This is a genomic window from Pollutimonas sp. M17 (assembly GCF_025836975.1).
Lineage (GTDB): Bacteria > Pseudomonadota > Gammaproteobacteria > Burkholderiales > Burkholderiaceae_B.
Genome location: NZ_CP107548.1, coordinates 245956 through 265765 on the forward strand (window position 1 = coordinate 245956; position 19810 = coordinate 265765).

Annotated in this window: 18 protein-coding genes; all 18 read right to left on the bottom strand. The window is 52.3% G+C overall.

The window, feature by feature from the left end; genetic code table 11:
* Positions 1-8: 8 nt before the first annotated feature.
* Positions 9-1670, bottom strand: coding sequence for a hypothetical protein (locus OEG81_RS01160; protein WP_264130862.1), 1662 nt, complete (start codon positions 1668-1670; stop codon positions 9-11).
* A 13-nt stretch (positions 1671-1683) separates the two neighbouring features.
* Complete coding sequence (locus OEG81_RS01165; protein WP_264130863.1) at positions 1684-2595, bottom strand: hypothetical protein; 912 nt, start codon at positions 2593-2595, stop codon at positions 1684-1686.
* A 44-nt stretch (positions 2596-2639) separates the two neighbouring features.
* A complete protein-coding gene (locus OEG81_RS01170) occupies positions 2640-3311 on the bottom strand; it encodes a hypothetical protein (RefSeq protein ID WP_264130864.1) in 672 nt (223 codons plus the stop codon).
* A 15-nt stretch (positions 3312-3326) separates the two neighbouring features.
* Positions 3327-4322 (bottom strand): GNAT family N-acetyltransferase, encoded by a 996-nt coding sequence (locus OEG81_RS01175; RefSeq protein WP_264130865.1) that lies wholly within the window; start codon positions 4320-4322, stop codon positions 3327-3329.
* Positions 4323-4347: 25 nt separating this feature from the next.
* Positions 4348-5643: a DegT/DnrJ/EryC1/StrS family aminotransferase gene (locus OEG81_RS01180; protein ID WP_264130867.1), complete on the bottom strand. Its 1296-nt coding sequence runs from the start codon at positions 5641-5643 to the stop codon at positions 4348-4350.
* Positions 5640-6602, bottom strand: coding sequence for a Gfo/Idh/MocA family protein (locus OEG81_RS01185; RefSeq protein WP_264130868.1), 963 nt, complete (start codon positions 6600-6602; stop codon positions 5640-5642). Before OEG81_RS01185 ends, OEG81_RS01180 begins: the two co-directional genes overlap by 4 nt.
* Positions 6599-7351 carry a glycosyltransferase family protein gene (locus OEG81_RS01190; protein ID WP_264130869.1) on the bottom strand — a complete coding sequence of 251 codons (753 nt, stop codon included), beginning with the start codon at positions 7349-7351 and terminating at the stop codon, positions 6599-6601. Before OEG81_RS01190 ends, OEG81_RS01185 begins: the two co-directional genes overlap by 4 nt.
* Complete coding sequence (gene pseI, locus OEG81_RS01195) at positions 7348-8403, bottom strand: pseudaminic acid synthase (RefSeq protein ID WP_264130870.1); 1056 nt, start codon at positions 8401-8403, stop codon at positions 7348-7350. Before pseI ends, OEG81_RS01190 begins: the two co-directional genes overlap by 4 nt.
* A 9-nt stretch (positions 8404-8412) precedes the next feature.
* Positions 8413-8895 carry a UDP-4-amino-4,6-dideoxy-N-acetyl-beta-L-altrosamine N-acetyltransferase gene (gene pseH / locus OEG81_RS01200; protein ID WP_264130871.1) on the bottom strand — a complete coding sequence of 161 codons (483 nt, stop codon included), beginning with the start codon at positions 8893-8895 and terminating at the stop codon, positions 8413-8415.
* A 33-nt stretch (positions 8896-8928) separates the two neighbouring features.
* A complete protein-coding gene (gene pseG, locus OEG81_RS01205) occupies positions 8929-10023 on the bottom strand; it encodes a UDP-2,4-diacetamido-2,4,6-trideoxy-beta-L-altropyranose hydrolase (RefSeq protein WP_264130872.1) in 1095 nt (364 codons plus the stop codon).
* Between the two features lie 4 nt (positions 10024-10027).
* A complete protein-coding gene (locus tag OEG81_RS01210) occupies positions 10028-12055 on the bottom strand; it encodes an aminotransferase class III-fold pyridoxal phosphate-dependent enzyme (RefSeq protein WP_264130873.1) in 2028 nt (675 codons plus the stop codon).
* A gap of 2 nt (positions 12056-12057) precedes the next feature.
* Positions 12058-12924, bottom strand: a complete 867-nt coding sequence (locus OEG81_RS01215; RefSeq protein WP_264130875.1) for an aldo/keto reductase — start codon at positions 12922-12924, stop codon at positions 12058-12060.
* Complete coding sequence (locus OEG81_RS01220; protein WP_264130876.1) at positions 12921-13580, bottom strand: class I SAM-dependent methyltransferase; 660 nt, start codon at positions 13578-13580, stop codon at positions 12921-12923. Before OEG81_RS01220 ends, OEG81_RS01215 begins: the two co-directional genes overlap by 4 nt.
* Before the next feature lie 59 nt (positions 13581-13639).
* Positions 13640-14800, bottom strand: a complete 1161-nt coding sequence (gene pseC, locus OEG81_RS01225; RefSeq protein WP_264132664.1) for a UDP-4-amino-4,6-dideoxy-N-acetyl-beta-L-altrosamine transaminase — start codon at positions 14798-14800, stop codon at positions 13640-13642.
* Between the two features lie 2 nt (positions 14801-14802).
* Entirely contained in the window at positions 14803-15801 is a 999-nt protein-coding gene (gene pseB / locus OEG81_RS01230; protein ID WP_264130877.1) for a UDP-N-acetylglucosamine 4,6-dehydratase (inverting), read from the bottom strand.
* Between the two features lie 11 nt (positions 15802-15812).
* Complete coding sequence (locus tag OEG81_RS01235; protein WP_264130878.1) at positions 15813-17588, bottom strand: ABC transporter ATP-binding protein; 1776 nt, start codon at positions 17586-17588, stop codon at positions 15813-15815.
* Between the two features lie 81 nt (positions 17589-17669).
* Complete coding sequence (locus OEG81_RS01240; protein ID WP_264130879.1) at positions 17670-18638, bottom strand: UDP-glucuronic acid decarboxylase family protein; 969 nt, start codon at positions 18636-18638, stop codon at positions 17670-17672.
* A gap of 68 nt (positions 18639-18706) precedes the next feature.
* A complete protein-coding gene (gene gmd, locus OEG81_RS01245) occupies positions 18707-19801 on the bottom strand; it encodes a GDP-mannose 4,6-dehydratase (RefSeq protein WP_264132665.1) in 1095 nt (364 codons plus the stop codon).
* Between the last annotated feature and the right edge of the window lie 9 nt (positions 19802-19810).

Consider the following 19810-nt stretch of genomic DNA (forward strand, 5'->3'; position numbering starts at 1 on the left):
ATCCCGCGTTACTTATTTGTGGAAGAGCCATAAGGTTGAGGTAGCCAATTTGGCAACCTCAGCTCGAACTCATAGTGACAGCCTGCCGCGAGGAAGGCCTCGGCCCGGGCCCGATAGCGCGCCAAATTCTCTTCAGCGGCGTTCATAAAATAAGCGTATCCACGGTCGCTCATTAAGTCTCCATCAACATACGCCTCGTAATCCACAAAGGATTCAAATAGCAGGGAATCCGACTTGACGAGATAGTGGTGAACTGCGTAGAACTCGTACAGATTATTCAGATCTGGTTCCGCTGCAGGCTCATTCAAATGCATCAATGCGTCCGCGTATTGCTCAATGGTAATGCAATGTGTATTAAATGTATAAGCGCTATGTGGATTAAAGGTAGCGTTGATGACGCGGTAGCCTAGCAAGGGTAGCTCATGACCGACCGAACCGTAACAAGTCAGTGCTACTGTGACGCCCTCATGCCGGAGTTGATGGAAGGACGTCTCGGGGTTGACCAGTTTGAACCGGGGGTATTTTACGGCGAAATCGCGCAATACCTGCATGGTGCCGGGAAGATAGTCTCGATGTGGCTTGATGTACCACTCGTAGTCCGTATGTATTGAAATTTCGCCCAAAAACTCCATCCATTGGTAGAAGTCCCTAAAAGTCATGCGACTGTATGCATGCGGATTGTCATAGAAGCAATGTGTCGTCACCACAATTTTTAACTTATTTGAGTGGCTGGTCTGGCGCTCAACTTGCTCACTAGCAAATGCACTTTTTGTTTGATAGGACATATCCACGCCGATGGCGCCGCCCAACCGCATAGATAACGCATGGCGCGCTTTGTCAATGAGCGAATCGCGACTAGACTTCTCAAGCTGATTGAAGTAATCCGGGTACTTCTTGAACTTATCGTAGATATCATGCGTTTTAGTGGAGCGCATCATCTCGAAAGGGTTTGCAAAATAGACCGGCACCTGGTGTCGATGAGCGATCTTCATCAATGTGCCCATCTGCACATAACAATCATGGCTCAGAGCTACCGCCTTGATCCGCCCGGATTTCATTAGATCGGTGAAATAGACTAAGTAAACCAGTGCTTGAAATAGGTTAGAGTTGGTATGATAAGTGTGCGGTTGCACGGTTGGCTTGCCTATGCGCAACGTGGACTCATAAATATCTAGCCCTAGCCAAATACCATCTATGGTAAGTTCGAATAGCTCTTGCGGTGAACGAACATTAGTGCATATCTGCTGAAACATTTCAGTGCACTTACGATATTGCGCGGGAGTCAGCTGGATTTCAAGATGTTGACTAGCGCCAAAGGACACATAAATTTCCTCCAACGCTGCGGGACGAGGTAAAGAGCCGTAGCTTGCTACTGATGCGTTGTATTGCTTTGCTAACGTGTTTAAAAAAATACTATTGGCTATTATCCAATGTGGCGCAGGAAAGCAGTCGACCAAAATTAATCCGTCGGGGCTCTCCAGATGGGCATCTACATGTTGCTGGTTAAATGCGAGATAGCGTTGCATCCATTCAGGTTTTTGCAAACTGGATAATTCGTTGCGCTTCGCCTTGTGAGCCCTCCGGCGATATCGCCGTTCGATACCATTAAATATAGCCGCCTGCCACCGTGCAGGCATTGTACTTATCAGACGCTGGATACTTTCTTTCATTGGAGCTTTCATTTTAATGCCAGCGCTCGATTTTCTCGTGCGGTAGAGAGCATGCCCGGCCAGTGGCTGGGATACAACTTACCGCTCGCCTTCCGGCCGCAAGTGCGACGACAAGGGCCATGGTCTCACACCCGATAACTATCGAGCTGTCCAACACTTCGTCCAGCAGATCACCATCCTTGCGCACTATCACAGGTAAGCCCTGAGAATTATCGACTAGATATTCATACTTGTGCAGAGGCTCGGAGGGGTGAGGTCGCACGATAATCTGCCCCAAGGCTTTACCTCCTAACAAATGCGGCAGACGTGCCAGAATCAGTTCAACTGCATCAAATTCAGTGTAGCCAAAATACAGGGCGTCACCATGCTGCTTGAGTGCATGCACGGACACTGGTTCAGTGACGATCAATACACGTTGTGCTTGTCCAGGCTCTATGACATTCAAATGCCGTGTGGCCCGCTCGGCAATTGATTCGAGATAAGGGTTACCTTTATTTTCGATGATCGCACCAGGAAACTCGCGTTCTGCAATTTGCAAGGCATAACGGTCAGCCACCCATAGGGCATCGGGCAGGCACTCTGTATCCATTCGTACAAAACGGGCTCTGTAGTTCAGCCAATGATCCAAAAATGTCACGGATCGTTTTCCAAGCGTGCGGGATAATTGTAGTGCGTGCCATTCCAGCTCAGACTGCCAGCTTGACCCCGTCAGAACCCAATCCGAACGATCAAGAACGCTCTCCAATGTATCTATTTGAATCTCGCCTAAAACTCGACGAAAAACTGAGAGGGCGGGGCCTTCAATAGCTAAGGCGACGTCCTTTAGTCGATTGCGCTTGATGAAATTGGCGAGCAGTTCTGCGCCGCCCGCATCATGTGTGACTATGGCGATGGTGCCCAGCATTAAATCGACTTGCTTTAACATCCTCATATCTATATGTGGGGAATGAGTGGCTTTTTCATTAGAGTTCAGCGCCAATCTGCCACATATCGTTGGATTGACTGTTCAATCTCTTCCATATCCATCACTTTGGGACGGAACACGGCCATGCGGCCGACTACCTCAACCATTTCACCGAAGCGTTCAATTTCCAGATACCAATCCCGACCAATATAGTCGTCGACGATTAAGATCGCATTCGGCTTGTTCACGAGATGCTGCATACTGCGCAATGCACATGCGACGCGGAACCGGCCGTCAATCAGTACCAAGTCGGGGACATGTCCAACCTGCTTGAGGCTATCCCAAGGCTTTTCGGAATACTCGCGCCATCTGGCCAGTCGTACAGACGTAGGTGTCCTGAATACTGGTTGGCCCCATTCACGTGTAAAACCAATGTTAGCGTATAGCAGCGATACATTCGACACCTTGTCAGGTGCATACTTGTTCAATGCCTCTCGTACTCGCATGATAAAGATCCGATCGCTATCGACCGAATAAACGCGTTTTCCTAGCCCCGCAGCCAACACCGTGCTGCCCCCACTGCCATATTCTAGATAGGTCGTCGCTTCACTAAGCCGACTTTCGAAGTAATCGGTACATGCCTTACTTTCAAAACAAGGGCGGAGGGGGCATGTGATTTTCCCCGAATAGCGAGCACGCTGATAATTCAGAAAATCTTTCAGACTATAGAGTGACATCCGAATCCTTTGCTTTCAGCGAACAATACTATTGTTGAAGTTAAGAATAAAAAATGGAGTAGGTGCTGCATTGAAACTAGTCTTGAAATCGCCGCGTTGCGGAGAGTTGATCCCGATCATATCGAATACTTTTTTACCGGATAAAAATCCATCTTGGATGACGCGAAGCAATAGCGCACTGTTTGCACCATTAGAGCGAAATGCCGGATCGGTAGCGCCAAACAGATAATAGGCGCAGTTTGGATCAGTCGCCGTCATGACCGCTGAGGTAGCCTGTCCAGCTGAGTTGCGGGCGACAAGTATCTGGCCCAATCCAGCATTCAGGACAGAATGCACGATGCGTCGCACCAGATCCAGATGAAGGTCATCCGGTACGATTCCCTGGCGTGAGAATGTAAGTGCGTATAGATGGATGAACTCATCCACGTCGTGGGACGGTTCGATGCGAAGGCCGGCCTTTTCCGCTTTCTTGGCATCCTGCCGTCGAGCCGCTCGAATCGAAGAAAGAAAGTCCTCAAAACTAGAGAACTGGTCTAGGCGTATGATGCCTGTGTAGGATAGCGACAACTCATATGCCCCCAAGTCGGGGGTATGATAATTGCACCATTGGAAACCACGAAGATCCGTGAGGGATGGATGAAGGCAAAGCGAATGATGTGGATAACGTCGGCTTATCGCATCAGCCAAACCCGAAATAATCTTCAAATGCTTGGAGATTGCTGAGTGCCCTTGGGCAGCCATCGGCGCAAGGGCAATACCTTGGTAGAGCGAATACGGATAGGGGGCGCGAAATTTACTGTCATCCGGCGTGATGATGAGCGCCGACGCCACGATCTGCCCCTCCATCTCGTAGAAGAGCTTGGTATGAGTTGTGCCTTGGCCGGCTAGATATCCGCTGAGAGAAAAAATGCTGCATTGCGGGCTGGCAAGAATGAAGGCGTCCCAGGCGCTATCTGAGGTGCAGTCGATCAAACGGGCTGAATTCTGGCTATTGGCGGGCGTGCTGCTCATGCTTTCTTCCCGATCTCGTACATACTTAGGCATGGAGGCTGTCGAGCTGAGCCCAGACTTTGCGAAAGGCCGCAATGATCAACGCGACATCATCATCCGTCAACTCATGCAAGCACATTGGGAAACCGGCAAAAGTCTGGTCGTGCAGTTCTTCCGCCACCGGGCAGATCCCCTTTGCGTAATTCACCTCACGTCGGCATACATCGCTGGACCAGGGGAAGCCATGAGTGCCGTATGCAATCTTTCTCTGGTACATAGGCAGTAAGTGAACATTCACATACCCGCCAGCCAAGCCCTGCAGGCCTTCGGCCTGCAGGGCTTCCAGGATGCGTGTGCGCGAGATGCCAAGCTTCTTTACGTCGAAAACAAGCGGATACACATAATAGGAATGAGTGCAGCCCTCTTCGATGGTCGGTGTCTTGAGCCCCTTCAGGCCAGCTAGACCGACCGTCAGTCGTTGCGCGATTTTTTGGCGTCCGGTGACAAGCTCAGCCAGCTTGTCGAGCTGCGCGATGCCAATGGCGCATTCGATCTCGCCGAGACGGAAGTTGTAGCCGATCATGTTCGTAAGATTGGCCAAGTCCATATCGCCTACTACCGCTTCCGCGTGGTTGCGGATTAGGCGCAACCGCTCGGCAAGTTCATCATCGTCCGTCACCAAGATGCCACCTTCACCGGTGTGAATATGCTTGTGGTAATTCAAGCTGAAGCCACCCACATGTGACAGGGTTCCTGCGAAACGGCCCTTGTACATAGCGCCGGGTGCTTGCGCAGTATCGGTGATGACTTTCAGCTTATGCTTGCGCGCAATCTCCATCAGCGCATCCATATTGGCCGAATGGCCAAAAATGTCGACAGCCATAATGGCCTTGGTAAAGGGAGTTACATTCGCTTCGACGGATTTCGGGTCCAGGCAAAACGTATCCGGGTCTATGTCGGCGAATACGGGAATCGCATTCCAATGAAGGATTGCCGTCGCACTGGCACACATGGTGAACGGCGTTACAATCACTTCGTCTCCCGGTTCAATCCCGATGGCCCCAACAGCCGCGATTAGACCGGACGTCCATGAATTGACCGTGATTGCGTGTTTCACCCCGAAGTAGTTTTCACACTTTCGCTCAAACTCCTTGACCTTCGGACCGCCATAGAAGTCCGGATCCCATGCGCCGATGAACTGCGAAAGCACGCCACTTTCAACCACCTGTTTTGCCGCCTCTACCTCTTCCCGACCGATCGGGTTGTAGCGCTTAAAAGGTCGATCAATGGTCTTTGGGCCGCCAAAAAGGGCTAGACGCGTGTCATTTAGCTTTGTGGTCATAGTGCATTCTTGATGGAAGTAAGGTGTTCGATGGTGCGCAGCGCTTGGGCGCCGGTGCAAATTGCAGTGGGCCTGCCTGACAGTGCTGCCGCTAGTTGATTGGCCATATGCCATTGGATTTTCGCGAGATCGTTCGGAATTTCTTGTTGGGCTGGATTCAGCACGGTATAGTCAAGAGAAGTAACGCTCGGGATGGCAGCTTGCCAGAGCACGCGGCTGCCGCCCAGATCATATCGCAGTCTGCCACTGGGCGAGACCAGCTCAACGGTGTAATGTGAGTAGTCTTCCTCGCGCGCTGCCAAGAACTGGATTTGACCACCAACGAATGTGGCCAAAAAATCGGGTTCGGGATCGTCACCCCAACAGCGGCCGGTCTGCACGAGCTTGAATCCCTGCCACTCTCCGAGCCAATACTGCAGAAGATCGAGAAAGTGGGAACCATTGTTGAACAAGCCCTTTGAGTACCAGGCCACCCCCTTCAAAGGAAGGGCGATTTGGCCGGAGTCCAGCCGGGCTTTGATTTCATGCACCGCAGGGTCAGCTCTGCGCACATAATTAACGAACAGTTGAGTACCGGTCTGAGCACACGAAGCAACGATGCGGGCCGCCTCTCCGAGGTTGTAGGAAAGAGGTTTTTCGCAAAGTATGGCGGCCGGCCTATGCGAGGCCAGCACTTCCTCAAGAACGGACCCGTGCGCTTCCGTTGGAACTGCCAGCGCCACCAGGGCGGGGTCAATCGATTGCAGAACCTCGGACACGGTCGCAAACGCGGGCCGGCCATACGCCTGGCTAAACTCTTCACGCCGTTGTACACAGCTGTCAACGCCAGCGAGTAACTCGAACGACGGATGCTGATGAAATGCACGTGCGTGCGTTTGGACATGCACGTTTGCATCCAGCGCAAAGTCGGATGTCATGCCTATCTGGCCCAACCCCACGACGACGACGCCAATGGTCATGAGTCCCCCTTGCGCAAGACTTGTCGGTTGATATTCACCCATTCCGGCCGGGCGCGCAATAAGCGGATCATATCGCCACAGCCGAATAGGGGATTGACCGGCGCCAACTCCTCGATTATTTTTTTTAATAACTGATAGTCCCTCTCTTCGTCAAGAGTTAGTCCTAGTTCTGGCCAATGCAGGGAAGGTGGGGCTATCAGATGCAGATGTGAAAACATTTCGGGATGTTGGCAGATGAATCTGGAAACATGCTCTCTATCTAGCCGGTCATTTGTCATCGTGGCTGATAACTTCAAGGCGGAGAGCCCCATAACCTGTGTATCCATGCCATCTGGATAGCTGCGGATCAGCGAGTTGGCTACATACTGCACGTCGTGATGGAAGAACATTCGGATCGTCTGTTCGACCAGATCTGGGTCAATGACGGGACAATCGCCTGTGATCTCGACCAGCACATCGGCCTGAACCATATCGCCTGCACCAATGACACGGGCTAACACATCATCCTCGCTGCCACGGTGGCAAAGCACTCCAGTTGCTTTGGCAAACTCCACAATCGGTTCATCACTGTCGTTTGTCGTCGTCGCGATTACAATCGCATCGATGGACTCAACAGCGCGCAGACGCTTCACGAGATGCATCAACATAGGTTCGCCAGCGGCGGGCAGAAGTACCTTGCCCGGCAAGCGCGATGAGGTCATGCGCGCCTCAATGGTGGCAACCACTTTAGGCTTTGACGTCGCCATCATTCGATATTCTCTCTGGTAACTGGCGTATTTTTTCGTACAGGTCGGACCACCCTGCGCCCTACCACTTCTTCGAGGTATTTGGGCGCAATGCCGTAGCCCGGACGCACGCTCCGCACGGCATCTGCTACGATCTCTTCACCAGCACGGAGATCGCGTACAAAGTAAAGCGACCGTCGGAACTTTGTGTTCCCCTGTTCGCTCGACTTGCACCCATAATCCACCTTTCCTAGAGCCGCCCACGCAGTCTTGCTATCGTGGCATAGCGCCGCCAACTCCGGAGGCTCTAGCGAGAAACTATCGTCCGGTCCACCGCCGTTGCGGTTAAGGGTGAAGTGCTTTTCGATGATCGAAGCTCCCAGCACCACACTGGCGATTGCGGTGGTGTTATCGAGGGTATGATCGGATAGGCCGGTAACTAGGCCGAAGCGCTCCATCATATCGGGGAGGGTGCGCAGGTTATAGTCTTCCGCCGGTGCAGGGTAGCCGCTCACACAGTGGAGAATGGCAAGCTCTTTGCAGCCGGCGGTCCGGGCGGCGTCGATAGCTTCCTGGATCTCTTCAGCATTAGCCATACCTGTGGAGATGATCATTGGCTTGCCGGTACTGGCGGCATATTTGATGAGCGGTAGGTCTACCGCCTCGAAAGAGGCAATTTTATAGGCGGGAGCGTTGAGATCCTCGAGAAAGTCGACTGCAGTATTGTCGAAGGGTGAGCTAAAGAGGATGATGCCGAGTTTGCGAGCATATTCGAATAGCGGCTTGTGCCAGGCCCAGGGCATATGTGCTTCTTGGTAGAGCTGGTAGAGCGTCTTGCCATCCCATAATCCACCATGTATCTGGAATTCTTCCGAGTCGCAGTCCAAGGTAATGGTGCTGGCTGTGTAAGTCTGCAGCTTGATAGCATCAGCACCTGCTTTCTTTGCCTCTTCGACGATCTTGAGGGCAGTTTCGAGCTTGCCGTTATGATTGGCGGAGAGTTCGGCGATGATATAGGGCGGTGCATCAGAGGCGATTCGCCGACCTGCAATTTTGATACTCGGAATGTGTGTCATAGAGTTCTCTCAGTCTTTCGCCAGCCATTCTTGTGCGAGCAGGCCGAAGCACAGCACGTCGTGGTAATGCTGGCCGTCAAAATGCTGTTGCCGCAAGGTACCCTCCTGCGTGAAACCGAGCGACCGATGGAATTGGACAGAGCGCTCGTTGAGGGCGAGTGCTTGTCCGCAGAGCTTATGCAGGCTGACGTGAGAGAAGGCATAGCGTAACGTTACATTGCCAAGCATACGGCCTGTTCCGTCCGGTGCATCGGGGGCCGTATAAAAGCCCCAGTCGGCGATCCCGCCCGGAGCGCTCTGGTAAATGTTGACAAAACCTAAAGGAGTTGGGCCGTCCTCATAAAGAAGCAGATGCCGGTGCGGATCCAGCGAGGCCTGTTCAAACCACCTGCAATGCTCGTCGAGCGAGATCTCGTGTTGTGTGTACATGTAGCGACGCACCTTAGGATGATTGCGCCAAGCCAATACCATTTCGAGGTCGGCAGCCGCCATGAGACGGACGCGTGGAGGGAGGCGGGGCATTACTCAGCCCTCAAGAAATGAGATGACAGTATTGATGCCCTGGCCGTCGGCGATGGTGCTTGCAGCATTACTCATGGCCGTCAGTTCAGGCAGCGAGGCGACCAACTGGTCGAGGAGCGCCGGAAGTTGTCGTTGGATGTCCTTACTACGTTCGATCAGTTGTACGGCGCCGGACCGAGCCAGTCCTCGGGCGACAGCCAACTGGTTCTCGGCCAGCATTAACATTATCGTCGGCAACCCTAGGCAACAGCGTTCCCATGAGGTCACCCCGGCCGCGCCGATGGCGAGATCACTATCGGCCATAATTTGTGCCATATCTGTTACACCCACTAGTACTCGCGTCGGCCAAGGCATACTTTGCGCCTGGCACTCAACTTCAGTCTGCCAAGGGGCCTTGATGCCCATCACCACTGTAATCTCGCAGTCATCCGGTAGCGCGCAGTCTGGCAGCGTTGCCAACACTTGCCCCGTAACGTTATCCTTATCGATGCCGCCCATGGTGATTAGGAGCTGCCGCAGCTGCGGTTGTGTACGGCGCTGGAGGCTATAAGTGCGTAGAGCCTCGAATTCGGGCCTTAGGATGGCATGGTGCGAGCCACACAGTAGCTGACAGTGCGTCGGCACCCACACGTGGTAATCTTCTGCGGCGCGACCAAAAGTCTGGTCGAGCAGAAGATCGCAAATGTGAGGCCGGTCGGCGAGGTCATCGATCACCATCAGCCGAGAGCAGTATGGTGCGAGCACACATTCCCAGTTGGCGTCCAGGGAGTAATGATCGACGATCAGCCAGTCGGCTGGCTCCACGCCTATCGCCGTCCGCGTTTGCTCGGCATCGCTCTGCCAGTCAGTGCCGAGCCAGTGGGCGTGGTGAAGTGCGGTAGTCTTGGCTAGGTTAGGATATACGGCCTGATCTATCGGCAACGCGATGGCATTATAACCTCGCTCTTGAATGAGTTCGAGCAGATGGCCGGAATGCTCGCGGCAGATGAAGTGGCATGATGCGCCGCGGTCGCGTAAGGCATCGGCTAGCGTTAAACAGCGCATGACATGGCCGCTTCCAATATCGAGCGAGGCGTCGGTTCGAAAGGCGATTTTCATTCGTTTAGTTCAATCGCTTAAAGCCGCCGTGGCAAATTGGGCCCTTTAGTAGAGACTGGACATCGCGTCCATTTTCGCACTCGGCGATCAGGGCAAAAATCGGCTCCAAGGACTCGAAATAGCCATTAATGATTTCAGGGCTGTGTTCGGTGCATACATACACGCTGTTTCCGGCCAGGTAAGCTTTGGCCAGCATCTCCTGGGTGATTAAGGTCTTATAGGCGAGAGCGTTCGCGCTTTGTATCGTAAAGCCCGTCAGAGCAGGCAAACCCCAATGCTCAATCTCTAAATCATGCTTGTCGGCCAAGGCTTGCCAGCGTTCTCTAATTGCTAAGCCCGTCTGTGTGATGGCTTCCCACGACTTGGTGCGTTCCATGATTTCCAGAGTCTTAAGAGCGGCAGTCGGACCGATTCGTTCGGTCCAGAACGTGCTACTGATGAAGGTGGATTGGGCCGCCTCCATAACCGCGCGCCGACCGATCGTGGCAGTGATAGCGTAGCCATTGCCCAGGGCTTTGCCAAACATGGCCATATCGGGCTCAACTCCATGCATCTTATGCAACCCGCCGAAGGTTTGACGAAAGCCTGATGTGCACTCGTCAAAGATTAGTACGATGTCACGGTCCGTCGCGAGTTGACGGACTTTATGCAGAAAGTCGTCCTGCGGACCCTTGTTGCGGACGACCTCCATTTTGATAACGCCAATGTCGTGTGTATTCACCAAGGTTTCCAGCTCGGCATAGTTGTTGTAGTGGAAGGGAAATACGGTGCCGCGCAAGTTTCGAGGTACGCCGTTAGGCTCAAGGCCAGGCAACAAGTGACCATCCAAGCCCTTGTGATCGCCTAAGTTAGCTGACAGATACCAGTCGTGCCAGCCGTGATAACCGCATATGGCGACCTTATCGCGCCCCGACGCGGCGCGCGCAATACGAATTGCAATTGCGTTTGCCTCCCCGCCCGAGCGTGCAAAGCGGACCATGTCGGCCCATGGGTGAAGCTCGACGAGCTTCTCCGCCAAGTACACTTCTTCAGGGCAATTGAACGTAGACATGTTGCCGCTGTCTACGGTTCGACGAACGGCCGCGTCAACCTCTGGATGACCGTAGCCAAGGATATTGGTACCGATTCCCATGATCGACATATCGATGTAGCGCTTACCATCCATATCCCAGACATTGCAGCCCTTTGCTTTGCTAAAGTAGGTTGGCCACTGTTCTGGCAGGAACATTTCCGCACGTTTTGAGAGAAGCATGTTGCCGCCAGGAATCACCTGCTTGGCTCGCTTCCAGAGTTTTTGACCGGTTCCCATACTGGCACCTTCATTCCGAATGAGTGTTTGATTTGCTGCGAATAGCCGAGGCTGTGCGCGCTGCAGTTCCAGCACCTGCCTCCATCCAAAGTGGATGTCGGGTGCAAAATGGTTGAATATGGCGCTAATCACGTCATAGTCGACCTTTTCGTCCACTGTCCATCGAAAGCCGGAGAGATCTTCCTCGTTTTGTATGTTAGCTTTTCGGAATTTCCCATTTTCGCGAAGGTAGGGCGTCACATGCTCGCGGTCGAAGCCCTTATTTGCTTCGCGTGCGGCACACTCAAGCGCTGCAAAGGTAAATGCCTCGATATCCAGTCCGTCCGGGTAGCTTGGTGGCGACGTATTTGAGACGTAGTCGACCTTCGCTGCCTTAAATCGTTTGACTACTTCGTCGACCAGAACTGGATCAGTGAGCGGGCAATCGCCGGTAATCCGCACCACGACATCAGCAGAGGCCGCACGCGCCGCTTGCACAAAACGGTCAAGCACATCGTTTTCGCTTCCTGAATAGCATCGATAGCCCAACTGGGCGACAGCGTCGGTAAGAGATTGGTTTTGGTTATCCCGGGATGTGGCAACGACAATTTCATCGATCTCGGTCGCGCAAGCCAGACGGGCAAGAAGAACTTCGATCATTGGCCGCCCTGCAATCGGCTTGAGCACCTTGTTTGGCAAACGGGTGGAGTTGATACGGGCTTGGACTATCGCGACGACTTTCATAACTAATGCCAACGGGCGGGATTGATTAGATCGGCATCGAGCGGTTCAGGCCAAGCGGGAACACTGTCGAGGCTGCCTTGAGCGGCAACTAGGATCTCTCGGAGTTGATCGGCGCTGTCTACACCGACGACTACCCTGTCGACGTCATCGATTGACAAGCCATAGCGAAGGCATGCTTGCAGTGGCGTCTGGCCGGTGTGGTTCAACCATTTATCCCAAACTGACCACAGCGGCTGCCATCGGCTGAACTCCGCTGGGCGGTGCGATGTATGCATCAGTAGCAAACCCTGAAGAAATACCGAACGAATATGCAGCTCTGTTCCCTGCTGTTTCAGGCGCCGTGCCCAGCCGGAGTCGACCAGACGGCGGTCCAAAATATTCAATGGAGCCTGCACGAGATCAAGCTGCATGACATCCGACAATAGGGCCAGATCCTCTGGCGCATAGATGGAAACCCCTATTTTCTGCGCTAACCCCTGATTCTTAATATCTTCCAGTGCGTTCAGCAGCGAACGGCCGTGTGGCCCGAGCAATTGATCAGGCCGATGCAGCAACAGACCATAGAGGCGGCTAACGCGCAATCGTGTAAGCGACCCTTTGATTTGATCCCGAACCCAGTTGGCGATGTCTGTGCACTCGTCAGGGACTGCCGGCATCTTGCTTACGACCTTCCAGTCGACGACTCCTACGGCACCGAGAACACGCTCACTGTCACCATAGCTAATGGCAGTATCCAGAATGTCGATCCCATGAGCTGCTGCCTCGCTTAGTATTGCAGCTGCCGAACCGGGGAGAACCCGGCCTGATTTGTTTGCAATGCCATACTCAAGTCCAAATTGGACTGTGCCTAAGGCTAGGCGCTGACTCATTGGCTTTCCATCCTCTTGCGCATGACTGATGTGGCCATCCACTCCTGTGAGTCATCTGTGAACTCGGTTCTCCCATGAAAGGTGACCTTGTGCGCAAAGCAGGTATACGCCGGATGCCAAGTGAATAACCGGCGGTAATCCATCTTATATGAGTAGACGCCGGGTTTGTGGTGATATTCCCGCTTGATCGGATGCGGGGCGTAGAAATCATTGATGACAAGCCAGCTATCTGGTTTGAGGACCCGGTTAGCTTCCTGCGCGACACGAAATAAATCTTGCCGATCACAAAGGTAGAGGCAGAACCCGAAGATAAGCACGTCAAATGTTGCATCATCGAATGGTAAATCGTCGGCGGTGCCACGCTCTGCCGTAATGCCTCGGGCGCGTGCCTTGTCGACAGCGAGGGCAGATGGCTCGATGCCGTAAACGTCCAAATTAAGCTTTGCTGCCAGCCATTCAAGTCGCCGACCCTCGCCGCATCCGACCTCCAAGACCCGCAATCTGCGTGCTTGCATCTCTGGTGGAAACGTTGTGACGAGTTCCAGCACGGCCAGTGACACCGGATCAATGGAAAAATCTATTTTCTTCACGGCTTTCAGGTTGCGCTCATACCAAGCATCGGCTTCTGAGGAAAGGAATACGTCTTTTTGTGACATTCGATGCTATAGAGAATAAATATTAAGATGGGCGGCGCTTTTTCGTTTTGGGATTCGCGTCAGATGGCGAGAGCCCGTTCGAGTGTGGAGACCACGACATCCTGTTGATCGCCTGTCAGTCCGGAGTACATAGGCAGGCTGATCGCCTCGGCATAGTAGCGTTCCGACTCTGGGAAATCGCCGAGTTTGAACCCGAGTCGCTCGTAGTACGGCTGAGTATGCACGGGTATGTAATGTACGTTCACGCCGATGCCATTTTCACGTAATGTGTCGAAAACCTCGCGATGTGACCTATTTGTCCGTTCCAATTGAAGGCGGATAACGTACAAATGTAGACCTGAGTACCCGTCCGGATGCTGCCAAGGTGTCGTTACTGGCAGCGCCGCAAGCTTGATTTTGTAATCCCTGGCCAAAGCGTGCCGACGCGCGACATATTCGTCGAGCCGGGCCATCTGACTCAGTCCTAAGGCAGCCTGTATCTCTGTCATACGATAGTTGAACCCTAGGTCAATCTGTTGGTAGTACCACCCCCCGTGGGGGACATGCGTCATTCTGGTCGGATCCCGCGTAATACCGTGGCTACGAAGCAGGGTCATGCGTTCCGCCAACTGCGCGTTATTGGTAGTTGCCAGGCCACCTTCACCTGTGGTGATAATCTTGACGGGATGGAAACTGAACACCGTGATATCGCTATATTGCCCATTGCCGATCGGCTCACCTTTATACTTGCCGCCGATGGCATGCGACGCATCTTCAATAATTCGAAAACCATACCTCTGACTTAGTGCGTGGATGCCGGCCATGTCGCATGGTTGGCCACATAGGTGCACCGGTATAATAAGCTTTGGTAACGTGCCGCTTTTTTGCGCTTCGGCCAGTTTCTCCTCCAAGCGCTCAACGCTCATGTTGTAAGTCTGCGGATCAATATCCACAAAATCGACCTGAGCTCCGCAATAGAGTCCACAATTAGCCGATGCAACAAAGGTAATGGGGCTGGTCCATAGCCAGTCACCTGGCCCGAGACCGAGCGCCAGGCATGCGATATGAAGGGCAGAGGTAGCGCTGTTCATGGCCACAGCGTGACGCGCTCCAACATGTTGCGCAACCGTATCCTCAAAACGAGGCCCTATCGGCCCTTGTGTCAGAAAATCCGAATGTAACACCTGCACGACGGCGTCAATATCAGCCTGGGTTACTTCCTGACGACCGTATGGAATCACTTTTAGAAACTCCCTATTTTTTCGTGATTCGCTCCAATCCAAGCTTGGAGTTCCTCTGTTGTCATCCATTCCGGATTGTTGTCGCTCGTATAGCTGAATCCCTCGAAGACTTTCTTGCCATCCTTAATTCGCTTCTTGCATGTGGCCCAGTTATTGATCGCTGGCAGAATCTTGTAATGCTCATCATACTCATAGGTGTAGTATGAGTCCTCCTCGCTTATCATTTGTTCATGCAGCTTTTCACCTGGGCGGATGCCAACGAATTCCAGTTTGCACTCCGGTGCAACCGCGTGGGCGAGTTCCGTCATTTTCATCGACGGAATCTTCTTGACATAAACTTCGCCCCCCTCCATGTCACCGAACGCGTGCCAAACGAGATCGACTCCTTGCTCAAGCGTGATCATAAAACGGGTCATACGCCTATCGGTGATCGGAAGAACACCCTTGTCCTTGATAGAAAGAAAGAAAGGGATAACAGAACCGCGTGAGCCCATGACATTCCCGTAGCGAACCACCGCAAACCGGGTGTCGTTGTCTCCGGCATAAGAGTTGCCTGCGACGAATAACTTGTCCGATGCCAACTTAGTAGCGCCATACAGATTCGCTGGACTGCTTGCCTTGTCCGTCGACAAGGCAACTACCCGCTTCACTCGCTGGTCGAGGCAGGCGTCTATGAGATTCATCGCACCATTGATGTTCGTTTTGACACATTCGAACGGGTTGTATTCTGCTGTAGGAACGATTTTTGTCGCCGCGGCATGTACCACATAGTCGACCCCATCCAGGGCGCGATATAAACGCTCCCGATCACGGACGTCACCAATGAAGAAGCGCACCCTTGGATCGCCACCAAACTTCTTTGCCATGTTCCACTGCTTCATTTCGTCGCGAGAAAAAATGACAATTCTTTTTGGATTGTATTTGGCCAATGTCATCGGCACGAATGTATTGCCGAAAGAGCCTGTGCCGCCCGTAATTAGAATCGATGAATTTTCAAGCATGGCGAGGCTTCTCATATGTCAGATAATAAGTCTTTACGGGCACCCGACTGAATGTTCTGGCCTGGGCCAAGTTTCACGATCAGATCGCAACCCTTGAGCGTATTCAGACGGTGGGCGATTATCAGCACTGTCATGTGCGGTCCTAGGGAGCGGATGGAGTTCATTACCGCGCGCTCGGTTTCATTGTCCAGCGCGCTAGTTGCCTCATCGAGTACTAAAACATCGGCCTGCTTGTATAACGCCCTAGCAATCCCAATACGTTGGCGCTGACCGCCGCTCAGACGCACGCCGCGTTCCCCAACTCCAGTGTTGAACTTATCTGACCACGATTCGATCGTCTCCAAGATATTGGATTCCTGAGCAGCCTGCCTGACCCGTTCGCGGTCTATCTTGTCTGGTGAGACGCCAAAGGCAATATTGCTCTCGATACTGCTGTCGGCAAGAAAGATGGTCTGGGGTACGTGTGCGATGTGTTTCTGCCATCTTTCCATGTTACTGGCGTCAATGGGGGTGTCGTCAACGACGAGTTGGCCAGTCGTCGGACTAAGCAATCCCATGATGACGTCCAACATGGTGCTCTTGCCGCATCCGGTAGCACCGACGAAGCCCACTCGGCAACCCTTCGGGATTCGCAAATTGACATTGCGGAGAACCCAATCAGTGTCCGGCGTGTATCGGAACGATACATTTCTTAGCTGTATATCTCGCTCAAACGGCAGTGGCATCAAATGGGCGTCATTCCCATTGTCTGGCAGAGGTTGATCCAAGAGACTCAGCGTATCTAGTAGTGAAGCCTGATTGCTTCGGATGGTCGCCCAAGCCTGATAAGCTTGTTGGGAAATTGGCAATAGTCGTTGTGCACCTAATGCCAATGCACCGAGAATGGGAATAGCAGAGGAAATACCACCGGAATCGGAAGTGAGGTTGTACGCTAATGTGGCGATCAGCAGCATGCCTAGCGCTTCCACCACGAAGCGCGGGCTCTGCGCGATGAAGGCGCTATTGATCTGTGCGTTGCGCATCGAAAGGTCTGCCTTGCGAAACACACGGCAATAGACCTCCTGCGTACGATCGATAAGCACATCCCGGATTCCGCCTAATCCTTCCTGCAGGGACTTGATGACGCGTCCAGCCTCATCAGCGACGAGTTGACTGTTTTCTAATAGCCGGCGATGGCTCAACTTGATCACCAGACCATAGATCAGCGCAAAGCCACCCAAGGCCATCGAGGAGGTTAGCGGATCGACGGCTAGCAAAGTAATCAAAATCGCCGCCAGTAGCATGGCGGTACTAGCGATGGTCACTACGGGGAGAATCATATAGCTGCTAATGCTGCTGGCTTTGCTATAGACTCCGTTGATGATTTCGCTGCTGTTGCGAGATACATGAACGGCATAGGGCTGATGGAGAGTCTTGCGATAGACGTCTAGCGCTAGATCCGCACCTATCGTATAGGAAATTCGGGTCTGCACCCACACTAAGAGCATACGCATACATCCTGCGATGATGATCGTTGCGCAGAAGCCTACGGTCAGTGGTAATAGCAACTGATTAGGCCGAGTCAGCTCGAACCACCTCAAGAAAGGCTGAATATAAGCATGTTCGAATACCCGCTCTGGTGCCGTCAGTACGGCTAAGAAGGGGAAGATGGCGCCAATGCTTACAATCTCGGATATGGCTGCGATCATCATGAGTGCGAGAAGAAGAACCAGTTGGCGGCGATGGGGCGGAGCGATATGACTCCAAAGGCGGATCAGCGATTTCGCGAGTGATTGGTCAATACGCATAGTTTCTTGCCAGTCGACCGCCGACATCACGTGGGTGAGGCCATGGGTGATTCCAAAGCCAGGAATTGCGACCCTTGATCATCAGTAATTTTCTTCGGACAGCAGTTTGTCGAAATATGAAATTGTTTTGCGTAGGCCGCTCTCGACTTCAGTTTCTGGATGCCACTCCAATAATTCCCGTGCCCGAGAAATATCAGGCTGACGTTGTTTGGGATCATCGGTCGGCAACGTGTGAAAGACTAGCTTCGACGATGAGCCAGTCATCTCGATGACTATCTCGCCCAATTGCCGGATGGTGAACTCCCTAGGGTTGCCCAGGTTAATCGGACCTGGACAATTCCTGTCTGATACTGCCATGAATCGCAAAAAGCCGTCGACCATATCGTCGACATAACAAAAGCTCCGAGTCTGCGACCCATTGCCGTAGATTGTGATGTCTTCGCCGCGAAGTGCTTGGATGATGAAGTTACTAATCACGCGCCCGTCGTTGGGGTGCATCCGTGGGCCATAGGTATTGAAAATCCGAACCACGCGGATGTCTAATCCGTACTGACGGTGGTAGTCAAAAAACAGGGTTTCAGCGCAACGCTTGCCTTCGTCATAACAACTGCGAGGGCCAATTGGATTTACATTTCCCCAATACTCTTCTGACTGGGGATGAACTGCCGGATCGCCATAAACCTCGCTAGTACTTGCCTGGAGAATCCGTACATTTAGTCGCTTTGCTAAATCTAAGACGTTTATCGCACCATGAACCGATGTTTTGATCGTTTGCACCGGATCATGCTGATAATGGATTGGACTAGCAGGGCATGCGAGGTTGTATATTTCATCGACTTCATAATACAACGGGTTAGTGACATCGTGCCGAATGAACTCAAACCGAGGATTGCCAAGGAGGTGTTCGATGTTTTGTTTGATCCCGGTGAACAGGTTGTCAAGACAGATAACCTCGTTTCCTTGCTCTAGCAAGCTTTCCACAAGGTGAGACCCCAAAAAGCCTGCTCCTCCCGTCACTAAAACTCTTTTTCGAATACTGTAGTCGCGCATGTGAAAAGTTGTTACTTATTGCTATTGAGATAGCCCGGCGAGGGATATGGTTAACATCGTGGAAAGAATCATTCGTGATAATTCATGGTCTTGAAACCTTTACCTTTGACTAACTCATCCCGCTCTGCACTCTTGAGATCCTCCCTGACCATTTCCGTCACCAGTTCAGAAAAACTGGTCGTGGGCACCCAACCTAGTTTGGTCTTTGCCTTGGAGGGATCGCCTAATAAAGTTTCCACCTCAGTAGGACGGAAATAGGCGGCGTCGACAGCCACCACGCATTTGCCCTGTGAGTCGTAACCCTTTTCATCAACACCTTGGCCTACCCATTGAATTTCCATTCCCAGCTCCTCGGTTGCAGCATTGACGAAGTCGCGCACACTATATTGGATGCCGGTTGCAATAACGAAGTCTTCTGGTTTGGCTTGCTGCAACATTAGCCATTGCATCTCAACGTAGTCTCTTGCATGACCCCAGTCGCGTTTTGCATCTAGGTTACCGAGGTATAGGCAGTCCTGAAGGCCAAGTTTGATACGCGCTAAGGCGCGAGTAATCTTCCTGGTAACGAAGGTTTCCCCGCGAATCGGAGACTCATGATTAAACAAGATACCGTTGCAGGCATATATGCCGTAGGCTTCGCGGTAGTTGACGGTAATCCAATATGCGTAGAGTTTGGCAACCGCATAAGGGCTACGCGGATAGAATGGGGTTGTTTCCTTTTGAGGAATTTCCTGTACTAAGCCATAGAGCTCACTTGTGCTGGCTTGGTAGAAACGCGTTTTTTTCTCAAGGCCAAGAATACGAATGGCTTCCAAAATACGTAGAGCCCCCAACGCATCAGAGTTAGCGGTGTATTCTGGTTCTTCGAAGCTAACAGCAACATGGCTTTGTGCGGCAAGATTGTATATTTCATCCGGCTGAGTCTGCTGAATAATTCGGATCAGACTGGAACTATCAGTCAAATCACCATGATGTAGATAAAATCTAACATCCTTTTCATGTCGATCCTTATAAAGGTGGTCGATTCGATCAGTATTGAACAAGCTTGTACGACGCTTAATGCCGTGGACAACATAACCTTTGTTTAGTAAAAACTCAGCGAGGTAAGCCCCATCTTGACCAGTTACTCCGGTAATAAGGGCAACTTTGTTACTTTCGGGCATCATTCTGCA

Bases quoted from the DNA above. Each gene is read 5' to 3' on its own strand.
- OEG81_RS01160 (WP_264130862.1), bottom strand. From the start codon at position 1,670: ATGAAAGAAAGTATCCAGCGTCTGATAAGTACAATGCCTGCACGGTGG.
- OEG81_RS01165 (WP_264130863.1), bottom strand. From the start codon at position 2,595: ATGTTAAAGCAAGTCGATTTAATGCTGGGCACCATCGCCATAGTCACA.
- OEG81_RS01170 (WP_264130864.1), bottom strand. From the start codon at position 3,311: ATGTCACTCTATAGTCTGAAAGATTTTCTGAATTATCAGCGTGCTCGC.
- OEG81_RS01175 (WP_264130865.1), bottom strand. From the start codon at position 4,322: ATGAGCAGCACGCCCGCCAATAGCCAGAATTCAGCCCGTTTGATCGAC.
- OEG81_RS01180 (WP_264130867.1), bottom strand. From the start codon at position 5,643: ATGACCACAAAGCTAAATGACACGCGTCTAGCCCTTTTTGGCGGCCCA.
- OEG81_RS01185 (WP_264130868.1), bottom strand. From the start codon at position 6,602: ATGACCATTGGCGTCGTCGTCGTGGGGTTGGGCCAGATAGGCATGACA.
- OEG81_RS01190 (WP_264130869.1), bottom strand. From the start codon at position 7,351: ATGATGGCGACGTCAAAGCCTAAAGTGGTTGCCACCATTGAGGCGCGC.
- pseI (WP_264130870.1), bottom strand. From the start codon at position 8,403: ATGACACACATTCCGAGTATCAAAATTGCAGGTCGGCGAATCGCCTCT.
- pseH (WP_264130871.1), bottom strand. From the start codon at position 8,895: ATGGCGGCTGCCGACCTCGAAATGGTATTGGCTTGGCGCAATCATCCT.
- pseG (WP_264130872.1), bottom strand. From the start codon at position 10,023: ATGAAAATCGCCTTTCGAACCGACGCCTCGCTCGATATTGGAAGCGGC.
- OEG81_RS01210 (WP_264130873.1), bottom strand. From the start codon at position 12,055: ATGAAAGTCGTCGCGATAGTCCAAGCCCGTATCAACTCCACCCGTTTG.
- OEG81_RS01215 (WP_264130875.1), bottom strand. From the start codon at position 12,924: ATGAGTCAGCGCCTAGCCTTAGGCACAGTCCAATTTGGACTTGAGTAT.
- OEG81_RS01220 (WP_264130876.1), bottom strand. From the start codon at position 13,580: ATGTCACAAAAAGACGTATTCCTTTCCTCAGAAGCCGATGCTTGGTAT.
- pseB (WP_264130877.1), bottom strand. From the start codon at position 15,801: ATGCTTGAAAATTCATCGATTCTAATTACGGGCGGCACAGGCTCTTTC.
- OEG81_RS01235 (WP_264130878.1), bottom strand. From the start codon at position 17,588: ATGCGTATTGACCAATCACTCGCGAAATCGCTGATCCGCCTTTGGAGT.
- OEG81_RS01240 (WP_264130879.1), bottom strand. From the start codon at position 18,638: ATGCGCGACTACAGTATTCGAAAAAGAGTTTTAGTGACGGGAGGAGCA.
- gmd (WP_264132665.1), bottom strand. From the start codon at position 19,801: ATGCCCGAAAGTAACAAAGTTGCCCTTATTACCGGAGTAACTGGTCAA.